The 11,542-nt window shown below is 70.3% G+C and carries 11 protein-coding genes; 4 read left to right on the top strand and 7 right to left on the bottom strand.

Annotation, left to right across the window (positions count from 1 at the left end):
* Window positions 1-143 precede the first annotated feature (143 nt).
* Window positions 144-1,628: an amidohydrolase gene (locus tag ACODR1_RS24520; protein WP_338065446.1), complete on the top strand. Its 1,485-nt coding sequence runs from the start codon at window positions 144-146 to the stop codon at window positions 1,626-1,628.
* A 133-nt stretch (window positions 1,629-1,761) separates the two neighbouring features.
* Here the strand turns inward: ACODR1_RS24520 and ACODR1_RS24515 are convergent, their stop codons facing one another.
* From ACODR1_RS24515 to ACODR1_RS24495, 5 genes are all read right to left on the bottom strand, one after another.
* Window positions 1,762-2,106, bottom strand: coding sequence for a GlpM family protein (locus ACODR1_RS24515; RefSeq protein ID WP_116570146.1), 345 nt, complete (start codon window positions 2,104-2,106; stop codon window positions 1,762-1,764).
* The gene (locus ACODR1_RS24510) at window positions 2,106-2,582 is read right to left on the bottom strand and encodes a sterol desaturase family protein (protein WP_488882775.1); all 477 of its coding nucleotides are present in this window, start codon (window positions 2,580-2,582) and stop codon (window positions 2,106-2,108) included. The genes ACODR1_RS24515 and ACODR1_RS24510 overlap by 1 nt, the downstream gene beginning before the upstream one ends.
* Window positions 2,583-2,657: 75 nt before the next feature.
* Entirely contained in the window at window positions 2,658-3,860 is a 1,203-nt protein-coding gene (locus tag ACODR1_RS24505) for an ABC transporter permease (protein WP_488882774.1), read from the bottom strand.
* Window positions 3,857-4,810, bottom strand: coding sequence for an ABC transporter ATP-binding protein (locus ACODR1_RS24500; protein ID WP_488882773.1), 954 nt, complete (start codon window positions 4,808-4,810; stop codon window positions 3,857-3,859). Before ACODR1_RS24500 ends, ACODR1_RS24505 begins: the two co-directional genes overlap by 4 nt.
* Window positions 4,807-5,712 (bottom strand): polyprenyl synthetase family protein, encoded by a 906-nt coding sequence (locus tag ACODR1_RS24495; protein ID WP_488882772.1) that lies wholly within the window; start codon window positions 5,710-5,712, stop codon window positions 4,807-4,809. Before ACODR1_RS24495 ends, ACODR1_RS24500 begins: the two co-directional genes overlap by 4 nt.
* A gap of 124 nt (window positions 5,713-5,836) precedes the next feature.
* Here ACODR1_RS24495 and amaB point away from each other — a divergent pair, with 124 nt between their 5' ends.
* From amaB to ACODR1_RS24480, 3 genes are all read left to right on the top strand, one after another.
* On the top strand, window positions 5,837-7,363 hold the full coding sequence (gene amaB, locus ACODR1_RS24490) for an L-piperidine-6-carboxylate dehydrogenase (protein ID WP_488882771.1): 1,527 nt from the start codon (window positions 5,837-5,839) through the stop codon (window positions 7,361-7,363).
* Window positions 7,364-7,472: 109 nt separating this feature from the next.
* Window positions 7,473-8,387 (top strand): hypothetical protein, encoded by a 915-nt coding sequence (locus ACODR1_RS24485; protein ID WP_488882770.1) that lies wholly within the window; start codon window positions 7,473-7,475, stop codon window positions 8,385-8,387.
* 118 nt (window positions 8,388-8,505) lie between these two features.
* Window positions 8,506-10,137 carry a Na+/H+ antiporter gene (locus ACODR1_RS24480; protein WP_488882769.1) on the top strand — a complete coding sequence of 544 codons (1,632 nt, stop codon included), beginning with the start codon at window positions 8,506-8,508 and terminating at the stop codon, window positions 10,135-10,137.
* A 3-nt stretch (window positions 10,138-10,140) separates the two neighbouring features.
* Here the strand turns inward: ACODR1_RS24480 and ACODR1_RS24475 are convergent, their stop codons facing one another.
* Window positions 10,141-11,043, bottom strand: coding sequence for a hypothetical protein (locus tag ACODR1_RS24475; RefSeq protein ID WP_488882768.1), 903 nt, complete (start codon window positions 11,041-11,043; stop codon window positions 10,141-10,143).
* Window positions 11,044-11,354: 311 nt separating this feature from the next.
* Window positions 11,355-11,542, bottom strand: a 188-nt coding sequence (locus ACODR1_RS24470; RefSeq protein WP_304529448.1) for a carboxyl transferase domain-containing protein, incomplete at its 5' end; no start/stop codon positions are given.

Genomic DNA, 11,542 nt, shown 5'->3' with positions numbered 1-11,542 from the left:
CCCCTTCACAGCACCAAGCCATCACGCTCCGGCGCCGCGATCTAGATACAAGGGAATTGTGGTCCCCGGTTGAGGAACCGCATCCGCCCTGCGTCATGAATAGGACAGCGGCGCCGTTCGCGCCGTTCGCAGGGAGGCTTTTCGTGACTTCGATCCTCAAGACCGCCGCCGCCGGGCTGGTTGGCGTTTCCATGCTGATGGCCGGCAGCGCCATCGCCGCGCCGCTGAACGCCGCGCAGAAGACCCAGCTGAAGGCGAACGTCGACGCCTACACCCCGCAGATGAACGAAGCGGCCCTGAAGATCTGGGATTACGCCGAGCTGGGCTATCTGGAGACCAAGAGCTCGAACGTGCTGCAGGAGCAGTTGAAGACCGCCGGCTTCACGGTGAACGCGGGCGTCGCCGACGAGCCGACCGCCTTCGTCGCCAGCTTCAAGCAGGGCAAGGGTCCGGTGATCGCCATCCTGGCCGAGTTCGACGCCCTGCCGGGCCTGTCGCAGGCCGCCGCCCCGACCAAGACCCCACGCCCCGAAACCGACAACGGCCACGGCTGCGGCCACAACCTGTTCGGCGCGGCCTCTGTGGCCGGCGCGGTCGCCCTCAAGGAGTGGATGATCCAGAACAAGGTGCAGGGCGAGATCCGCGTCTACGGCACCCCGGCCGAAGAAGGCGGCTCGGGCAAGGTCTACATGGTGCGCGAAGGCCTGTTCAACGACGTCGACGTGACGCTGCACTGGCACCCGGGCAACGAGAACTCGGCCCGCCAGGGCACCTCTATGGCCAACATCAGCGGCAAGTTCCGCTTCCGCGGCAAGTCCTCGCACGCCTCGGGCGCCCCGTGGGCCGGCCGCTCGGCGCTGGACGGCGTGGAAGTGCTGGACACCGCCGCCAACTTCATGCGCGAGCACATCCCCGACGGCACCCGCATCCACTACGTGATCACCAACGGCGGCAAGGCCCCGAACGTCGTGCCCGACTTCGCCGAGGTCTACTACTACGTCCGCAATAGCGACCCGAAGATCGTGGTCAGCGTCATGGACCGCATCAAGAAGGCGGCCGACGGCGCGGCCATGGCCACCGAGACCACGGTCGAGTTCGAGCAGACCGGCGGCGTCTACAACCTGCTGCCCAACGACGTGCTGGGCAAGGTGATGCATGACAGCCTGACCAGCGTGGGCGGCATCACCTGGACGCCGGAAGAGACCGAGTTCGCCAAGACCCTGGCCAAGAGCCTGAACGGCGGCGGCGGCGATCTGGCCTCGGTGGGCAAGGTCCAGTCCTACGCCCCGGCCGACACCAAGGGAGGCGTCGGCGGCTCGACCGACGTGTCGGACATCTCGTGGGTGACGCCGACCGTGGGCCTGTCGACCGCGACCTTCGTCCCGGGCTCGGCCGGCCACAGCTGGCAGAACGTGGCGGCGGCGGGCTCGACGATCGGCCTGAAAGGGGCGGCCGTGGCGGCCAAGACCCTGTCGATCACCGGCGCCGAGCTGTTCATGAACCCCAAGCTGATCGCCGACGCCAAGACCGAGCTGAACGCCCGCCGTGGCGACGGCTTCCAGTATAAGGCCATGGTCGGCGACCGGAAGCCCCCGCTCGACTACCGCAAGGCCGGCGGCGCCGAGTAAGGCGCCCCGATGTCGTGAAGACCGAAGGGCGGCGGGCTTGCTCGCCGCCCTTTTCTTATCCGCGTCATCCCGGCCGTAGCGCAGCGCTTATCCGGAATGACGACTGTTCTTGAGCGGTCTCTCTCCGCTCTGCTCACAGGAACTTCGGCGCCAGGAAGATCGCCAGCGCCGCGACCAGCCAGGCGGCCAGGCCGCCGAGAATGGCCAGGCGATAGTCGACGCGGTCGACCAGCAGCCACGAGACGCCCAGGAAGACGAGATAGGCCGGAATGGTCTTGGCGCCGGCCAGGCACGCGGTGCGAAAGCCGCCGGCCTCGCCCTTGGAGCCGACGGCCAGCAAGGCGATGATCGCGAAGGTCGGGGCCAGCGGCAGGATGCCGGGCAACACGTTTCCCTTCTTGGAAGCCAGCACGATCAGGGCGGTGACGAGACCGCCCAGCAGCCCCTTCCACAGAACCTCGACAAGCAGCGGCGGCATCAGGCCTGGACGCCCCGCGCCTTCAGCTTGGCCTTCAGCTCGCGGATCGGCCGGGCCAGCAGGAAGCCGAACGACACCGCCCCCTCCTTGGTGTGCACGGCGTGGTGGATCCGGTGGGCCTGGATCAGGCGCTTCCAGTAGGCCGACTTGCCCAGCGGCACCTTGAAGCGCTGGTGCACCATGCCGTCGTGAAAGATGAAATAGATCGCGCCATAGGCGGTGATCCCCAGACCTACGGGCAGCAGCCACGGCAAGCCGCCGTTGGTTCCGAACCAGATGGCGACGATGGCCGGGGCGGCGAAGACCACCGCGAACAGGTCGTTCAGCTCGAAGGCGCCGTGGCGCGGCTCGTGGTGCGAGCGGTGCCAGACCCAGCCGAAGCCGTGCATGACGTACTTGTGGGTGAACCAGGCGAAGCCTTCCATGAAGGCGAAGGCCGCCAGGAACAGCGCGACCTTGAGACCGAAGGTGACCATCGCTTCTCTAACTCCAGAGCCGGCGACCTGACTGCAACAGGCCCTCGGCTCCCGTCCTTGTTCTAGCGCAAAGTCCTAGCGCTGCGGATCGCGCGACAGGACCTGGGCCACGAGCAGGCCCGCCGCGCCTACGGCGGCCAGCACGATCCAGGCCTTATACACGGCCGCGATCCCGGCGTCGCGCCAGAGCACGGCCTGATAGGCGTCGATCACCCAGGCGTGGGGCGTGAACCAGCCGAGGCTCTGAAGCCAGGCCGGCATCAGGAAGCGGGGCGCCATGCTGCCGCCGATCGCCGCCAGCACCAGGATCACGAAGGTCGACAGCATCTGGGCCTGGTCGCGCGTGCGGCACAGCGAGACGAGGCCTAGCGCCAGCCCCGCAGAGCAGACGCCGGCCGCGACCGTCGTGGGCAGCCACAGGACGAAGTGCTGCAAGGCCTCGACGCCGTAGACGCCTTGCGCGACGACGAAGATCATTACCGCCTGGACGAAGGCCTGGGCGGTCAGGAACAGGAACTTGCCCGTGACCACCGGCCCCATGCCGGCCACGCCCGCCAGCAGGCGGTCGGCGACCCCGGCGCGGCGCTCCTCCATCAGAGACAGCGCGCCCTGCATGGCCGAGAACAAAGCAAACAGGATCATCACCGCGCCCGCGTAATAGGCGATCACCGCCCCGCCCTTGCGGGCCCCGGCGATCTCCTCGCGGTCGAAGAGGTCGTCCTTCACGGCCTGCGGCTTCTCCCGCAGCTGCTCCGCCGCGGCCTCGATGCGGGCCGACTGCACGGGCGTCAGCTCGCCCAGGGCCGGCGCGACGGCGTCGACCGACCGGCGCAGGGCCGCGTCGGGCGCGGCGGCGGCCAGGGCCTGCTGGGTGCGGGCCTGGGCCAGCGGCGCGGCGACGGCGCGGGAGGGGTCGGCGACGATCAGGAACGGTTTGCCAGGCTGGGCGGGATCGGCGCGGATCACCAGGCCCGCGTCGACCTGGCCCGACTTGACGCGCGAGCGCACCGTCGCCGCGTCGGGGGCGGTCTCGGCCCGCAGTTCCGGGCTCTTCAGCAGCGCGGCGGCGACCCGGCGCGAGGCGTCGGTCCTGGCAAGGTCGGCGACCGCCAGCTTGGGCTGAAGGTTGTCGCCCGAGGTGCCGGCGAACACCGACGAGAAGATCAGGAACACCAGCGGCGGCAGCAGGAAGGTCATGACCAGGGCCGCGCGGTCGCGCCACAGCTCCAGCGCCATCACCCGCATCATCGCCAGGGACATGGCCAGCCGCCCGCTCATGCGGCCTTCCGCTCGGCGACCAGGCTGAACAAATTGGCCAGCGACGGCTGGCGCACGCGGATCTCACGCGGGGCCAGGCCCAGCTGGCGCAGGCGCGCATCCAGCCGTCCCGCCGCGCCGTAGCCGCCGCTGTCCAGCCGGGCCCAGACGCCGGGGCGGCGCGTAGGCTCCAGCCCCTCGGCGGCCAGGTGGATCTCGCCGGCCATGTCGAGGCCCTCCGCGAGATGGACCAGGATCTCCATCTGGTCGCCGAAGGCCTCGGCCACCAGGGCGCGGGGCTCGCCTTCCAGCACCATCGAGCCGTCGCGCAGGAAGCCGACGCGGTCGGCCAGGGCCCCGGCCTGGTCGAGGTCGTGGGTGACGATCAGCACCGCCACGCCCAGGCCGCGCAGGTCGCGGATCACCGCGTCGACGGCCTCGCGGGCGTCGATGTCGACGCCGACGGTGGGCTCGTCGAGAATCAGCAGGGTCGGCTGGTGGACGATGGCGGCGGCGATGTTGGCGCGACGCTGGAAGCCGCCCGACAGGGTGCGGACCGGCGCATCGGCACGATCAAGCGTGCGGGTCAGCTCCATCGCCCGGCGCACGGCGGCGCCCGCCTTGGCGCGCGGCACGCCGGCCAGGGTTGCGAAAGTCTCGATGTTCTCGCGCACCGACAGGTTGGCGTAGAGGGCGATCTCCTGCGGCACGAGGCCGAGCCCTGCCCGGGCGGCGGGGACGCGGGCGGGATCGGCGCCGTTCAGCAGCACGGTTCCGGCGTCGGGCCGCAGCCGGCCGCAGATGGCCCTCACCAGCGTTGTCTTGCCCGCGCCGTTGTGGCCCAGCAGGGCGTAGATCTCGCCCGGACGGAGCGACAGGTCGACCCCCTTGAGCACGCGGCGGTCGCCATAGGATCGCACCACGCCTTCAGCCACGAGAATGGGGGCCGTCAGAACAGGCTCTGGCTTCACGCCGCCGCCTTGCGCCCGGCGAACAGCCGTCCGGCATAGGCGCCCAGCAGTCCGCCGCCGCCGGCCGCGGCCAGGGCGGCTTCGGCCGCCGCCAGATGCTCTTCCATGGCCGCGCGAGCGCCGGAAAGGCCCAGGCGCGAGACGGCCGTGGTCATGGCGGCGTCCTTGCCGACATCCTTGCCGGCGGCCTCGGTCGAGCCTTCGGCGTCGAGGATGTCGTCGCGGATCTGGAAGGCCAGCCCCACCCGACGGGCGAACTCGCCCACCTGCTCGACGGCCGCCTCGTCGGCGCCGCCGATCAGCGCCCCGACCTGGGCGGCGGCGATGATCAGGACGCCGGTCTTCTCGTGGTTCAGGCGGTCGATCTGGCTCATGTCGCGCAACTGGTCGCGGTCGAGCAGGTCGCGGGCCTGGCCGGCGACCAGCCCCATGAAGCCCACGGCCTGCGCGGCGCGGCCGCTGATCTCGGCGCGCAGGTCGCCCGAAAGTCGCTTGTCGGCGGCGATCACGGCATAGGCCTGGTTCAGGAGGCCAACGCCCGCCAGGATGGCCGTAGCCTCGTCGAAGGCGCGGTGAATGGTCGGCAGGCCGCGACGCAGGCCAGCGTCGTCCATGGCCGGCAGATCGTCGAGGATCAGCGAGGCGGCGTGGATCATCTCGAAGGCGCAGGCCGCGTCGAGCGCCGCGCCGTCATTGGCGCCGAAGGCCTCGGCGGCCAGCAGGGTCAGCATCGGGCGGAAGCGCTTGCCCGGCGCCAGCAGCGAATAGCGCACGGCCTCGACCAGGCGATCGGGCGCGGTGCCGGGCGCCGGGGCCAGCTCGGCCAGGCGGCGGTCGACGCGCGCGCGCAGGCTTTCCACCCGCGTCAGCAGTCCCTGTTGCAAGGCGACCTGATCGTCCATCTCGCGAGTCGAGCTCCCCGCCCCTCCAGGAGCCAGTCATTTGAAGGCGCCCTGTCGCGGCGTCAACCCGAGCGGGCGCCCGGCGGCTCTTGACCCCGGCCGCCGGCGGCGCGTCCATGGCGGTATGTCCAAGCCCCTGCCCTCTCCCGCCGACCACGCCCGCGAGATCCTGGCCCGACTGGGCGTCACCGGCCTTTCCGCCGACGGCGGGACGCCGGTGCGCACGCCGATCGACGGCTCGACGCTGGCCCACGTCGCCTTCGACGACGCCAAGGCCATCGAGGCCAAGGTCGCCAGCGCCGCCCGCGCCTTCCGCGCCTGGCGCTGCGTTCCGGCCCCGCGCCGGGGCGAACTGGTGCGCCTGTTCGGCGAGGAACTGCGCGCGGCCAAGGCCGACCTCGCCGCCCTGGTCACGCTCGAGGCTGGAAAGATCGCCTCCGAGGGCGCCGGCGAGGTGCAGGAGATGATCGACATCTGCGACTTCGCCGTCGGCCTGTCGCGCCAGCTGCACGGCCTGACCATCGCCTCGGAACGCCCTGGCCACGCCATGCGCGAGACCTGGCACCCGCTGGGGCCTGTCGCCGTCGTCAGCGCCTTCAACTTTCCAGTCGCGGTGTGGGCGTGGAACGCGTGCTTGGCTCTGGTCTGCGGCGATCCGGTGATCTGGAAGCCGTCGGAGAAGACGCCGCTGACGGCGCTCGCCACCCAGGCCCTGCTCGACCGCGCGCTCGCCCGCTTCGGCGACGAGGCGCCGGCCGGCCTGTCGGGCGTGGTGCTGGGCGGCCGCGACGCCGGCGAGCGCCTGGCCCGCGATCCACGCATCCCGCTGGTCAGCGCCACCGGCTCGACCCGGATGGGCAAGGCCCTGGCCCCCGTCGTCGCCGAACGTTTCGGCCGCTCGATCCTGGAGCTGGGCGGCAACAACGCCATGATCGTCACGCCCACCGCCGACCTGTCGCTGGCCCTGCGCGCCATCGTGTTCTCGGCCGCCGGCACGGCCGGCCAGCGCTGCACCAGCTTGCGCCGGCTGATCGTTCACGAGAGCCTGGTCGACAAGGTCGCCGATGCGGTCGAGGCCGCCTTCGCGCGCCTGCCGGCCGGCGACCCGCGCCAGGACGGCGTGTTGCTGGGCCCGCTGGTCGACAGGGCGGCTCACGAAGCCTTCGTCCACGCCCTGGACCAGGCCCGGGCCGACGGCGCGGTGGTCACCGGCGGAGAGCGGCTGAACGAGACCGAGGCGCCCGAGGCGTTCTATGTCCGCCCCGCCCTGGCCCGCCTGCCCGCGCCGACCGCCGGCATGGCCCGCGAGACCTTCGCCCCGCTGCTCTATGTCGTGCCCTATGCCGAGTTCGACGACGCGGTGGCGATGCAGAACGACGTGCCCCAAGGCCTGTCGTCCTGCGTGATGACCAACGACGTGCGCGAGGCCGAGGCGTTCATGGGGCCCTGGGGCAGCGACTGCGGCATCGCCAACGTCAATATCGGCCCGTCGGGGGCCGAAATCGGCGGGGCGTTCGGCGGCGAGAAGGAGACCGGCGGCGGGCGCGAGAGCGGCTCGGACGCCTGGAAGCAATACATGCGCCGCCAGACCGCGACGGTGAACTATTCCGGCGCCCTGCCCCTGGCCCAGGGCGTGAGGTTCGACCTGTAGGACAAGCTGCGCCATATAAACTTTTTGCGAGAGTGAAGAAAATCACACCCTGAAATTGCATCCATCCATAGCGTGCCCTCCGCTCATTCCCGAGCCGGAGGCAAACGTCATGTCGGCCTATCCCATCGCCATCTACGGCAACGGCCTGTTCCAGGACGGCTATCCCACCCCGCCCGTGCCCTACACGACGCAGGCGCAGCAGCTGAACCAGGGGATCACCACCGTGATCCTGTGGTCGATCCACATCCATGACGGCGGCGACCTTTATCTGAACGACACGCTGTTCGTCAGCAAAGGCCAGATCAAGTACGCCACCGACGGCTCCAGCGGCGTCAATCCGGACTATCCGGCGCTGGTGAAGCAACTAATGAGCGGCGGCAGCGTGCGCGACCTGATCGTCTCGGTCGGCGCCTGGGGCACCACCAGCGACTTCACCGCCTGGCTGGGCGCGCGCGACCAGGTCAAGACGAACCTCGCCGTCCTGCAGTCGACCTTCGGGATCACCGGCGTCGATTTCGACTACGAGGGTGTCTATGGCGACGAAACCCAGAAGATGATCGTCACCTTGACGCTCGACGTCGGCTCGCTGGGCCTCTACGCCACCTACTGCCCCTACATGCAGTCGAGCTTCTGGACCGGCTGCCTGGCCGACGTCTACGCCCAGAACAACAGCCAGCAGATCGTCAAGTGGATGAACCTGCAGTGCTACGCCGGCGGCGCCGGCAACGACCCGACCCAGTGGGCCCAGGCCGTGCAGCAGACGCCCAACACCGGCGTCACCAATCCCTACGCCTTCATCGTGCCCGGCTATGCGGTCGAGGGCGCGCAGGGCGGCGATCCGTCCTACATCCAGCAGATGTTCTCGCAGTTGGCCGGCTCGGGGATCACCGGCGGTTTCCTTTGGAACAGCAGCGGGATCTTCTCGACCGAGCCCTCCGGCGGCCCGACGCCGGCCGACTACGCCGCCGCGATCAACGCCGGCCTGGGCGCCTCGGCCTCGGCGCGCGAGGCGGTCGACGCCTGACCTCTGCATGGCGCACCCTGCCCCCGCTCCGGCCGGTCCGCGAGCGGGGGGCTTTATGGGTCGCATCCCCGGACGCATCACCCTAGGGTAACTCCACCCAAACGGTGATGAGGTGAGCGTGCAGACTGTCGAGATCGTCCTGGCCCTTCTGGCCGCCGTCGTATTGAGCGGCGCCGCCGCCCGGTTCCTTCCCCTCGCCGTCCCCGCGCCGCTGGTGCAGATAGGCCTGGGCGCCCTGATCGCGATGGTCACCAAGACGCCGGTCTCGCTCGACCCGCACCTCTTCTTCCTGCTGTTCCTGCCGCCGCTGCTGTTCCTCGACGGCTGGCGCATTCCCAAGGACGAGTTCTTCAAGGACTTGCCGATCATCCTGGAGCTGGCGCTGGGGCTGGTGGTGCTGACCGTGGTCGGGGTCGGCTTCCTGATCCACTGGATGATCCCGTCCATGCCGCTGGCCGTGGCCTTCGCCCTGGCCGCGGTGATCTCGCCCACCGACCCGATCGCGGTGTCGGCCATCGCCCAGCGGGTGCCGATCCCCAAGCGCCTGATGCACATCCTCGAGGGCGAGTCGCTGCTGAACGACGCCTCGGGCCTGGTCTGCCTGCGCTTCGCCATCGCCGCGGCCCTGACTGGCAGCTTCGTGCTGCACGAGGCGGTGCTGAACTTCGCCTGGGTCGCCCTGGCGGGGATCGCCATCGGCGTGGTCACCACCCTGGTCGTCACCACCCTCAACGCCTGGCTGACCCGCGCCGGCGCCGAGGACGCCGGGCCCCAGACCCTGGTCAGCCTGCTGATCCCCTTCGCCGCCTACCTGCTGGCGGAAAAGGTGCACGCCTCGGGCATCCTGGCCGCCGTCGCCGCCGGCGTGGCCATGAGCTTCTCGGAAGTGGCCCGCCAGACCGTGGCCGCCACCCGGGTGCGCCGCAACATGGTTTGGGACACCCTGCAGTTCACCGCCAACGGCGTGATCTTCGTACTGCTGGGCGAACAACTGCCGTCGATCCTGGCCGGGGCCGTCGAGACTGTCCGCACCACCGGCCACCACGAGCCCTGGTGGCTGGCGATCTATGTCGTGGTCATAACCCTGAGCCTGGGCGTGCTGCGCTTCGCCTGGGTGTGGGGCTCGCTGAAGCTGACCCTGCTGCGGGCCCGCCGCCGGGGCGAGGACCGCGCCAGCCCGGACTGGAAGATCATCACCGCCACGGCCTGCGCGGGCGCGCGCGGCGCCATCACCCTGGCCGGCGTGCTGACCCTGCCGCTGGTCACGGCCGCGGGCGAGGCGTTCCCGGCCCGGGATCTCGCCATCTTCCTGGCGGCCGGCGTGATCGTGCTGTCGCTGCTGATTTCCAGCGTCGCCCTGCCGCTGCTGATGAAGAACCTGCAACTGCCGCCCGAGACGGCCGGCCTGGAGGACGCCGAACGGGCCAGGGCGACCCTGGCGATCGCCGCCGTGCAGGCGATCGAGCACATGCAGTCGTCATCGCCGCACGCTGCCGACGCCGACTTCCAGACCGCCTCGGCCCGGGTGGTCGACATCTATCGCGACCGCCTGGACGGCCTGACCCAGACCGGCGAGGTGGCGCTGGCCGCCCGTCGCGGTCGGGGCTTCGAGAAGGAGGTTCGCCTGGTCGCCGTGCAGGCCGAACGCCAGGCCCTGCACACGCTGCTGCGCCAGAGGGCCGTGGACGGCGCGATCCAGTCCAAGCTGACGCGCGAACTCGACCTGGCCGAGGCGCGCCTGCGGATCTGACGCTCAGAGCGTCAGCGACACGTCGATGATCGCCCCGGCGCCAGGGGTGAACGGCCCCCAGTCCTTCTGGACCGGGGCGCCGGCCTTGTCGGTTCCCGCCAACCGCAGGGTGTAGGTGGTTCCGGGCGTCAGCACGTGGCCGGCCACCGGCGGGAAACGCATGTCGTTGGAGACGAAGTCGCTCGCCCAGGGCGGCGGGGCCGTCTTGCCGCTGATCATGCCGACCAGCACGGCGGGGCCTGCGTCGGTCAGCAGCAGCACCTGAACGGGGCCGGCGGCGTCCTTGCGCTGCAGGGTGACGCTGAACCAGGCCTCGGTGGCGGCCGGACGCGGCGCGGCGCCCTCGGCCGGGCCGATGCGCCGGAAGCCCAGGGCCCTGAGGATGTTGTTCACTCCGGCGCTGCCGCCGGCCAGAACGAGACCGGTGATGAACACGCCCAGGCCGCCGAGCGGCGAGACCTCGCCCTGCCCGCCGTAGAGGGCTTGGTACAGCGAGGCGACGACGTCGAACTTCAGACCGTGCGCCACGAGCCAGCCGACGATCACCGCGACCGGCGTGCGCAGGCCCCGGCTGCTGAAATGGTTCTGGAAGACCCGCCAGCCGAACAGCACCGCGAGCGCCGACTCCAGCACCACGGCGATGGCCAGCACGCCGAACAGGATGCGGAAGATGGTCTCGTATTCCAGCGCCGACAGGTCGGCCGCCTCGGCGCGATCCTGAGCGCCGCCCGCGAGGACTCCGGTGTCGGGCGCCGGGACCGGAGTCCTCGCGGGCGTGGAGAAGGTCACCGTCCCGTCCTGCAGAGGCGGGGCCTGGGCCGGCGCCTGGGCGTGCGCAGCGCCGAGCCCCAGCGCGGCGGCCAGGCAGAGCACGGCCATCCCGCGCGCCCAATGGATCGTCTTCATGGTTCCCCTCCCCCGAAGTATCGAGGGGTTACACAACCACGAAGCGACGATGCAGATCAATGTTATCGGAGGACGTAACCCCTCCCCCTCTGGGGTCGGAGGGGGAAGTTACTGCTGAGCTCGAACACCCCTCCCGTAAAATCCCCGCGAAAGCGGGGACCCAGGTGTTTTATCGTCGAGCGCCGGAGGTTTCAGAAAAAGCCTGGGTCCCCGCTTTCGCGGGGATTTTAAGGACTAGGAATGGCGGGAGCCGCTTCCCCCTCGGTCGCTTCGCGATAGCTCCCCCGTAGGGGGGAGCATCTGGCGCGGCGCTAAAGCGGGATGTTGTCGTGCTTCTTTGCGGGGTTGGTGAGCACCTTGCCCTTCAGGGAGTGGAGGGCGCGGACGATGCGCTTGCGGGTGCCGTGGGGCATGATGACGTCGTCGACATAGCCTCTGGAGGCTGCCACGAACGGGTTGGCGAAGCGGTCCTTGTATTCGGCCTCGCGGGCGGCCAGGG

The sequence above is a fragment of the Caulobacter sp. FG7 genome (assembly GCF_057808875.1).
Note: the sequence above shows the minus strand (reverse complement) of the source record. Positions and strands in the feature narration are given on the sequence as shown.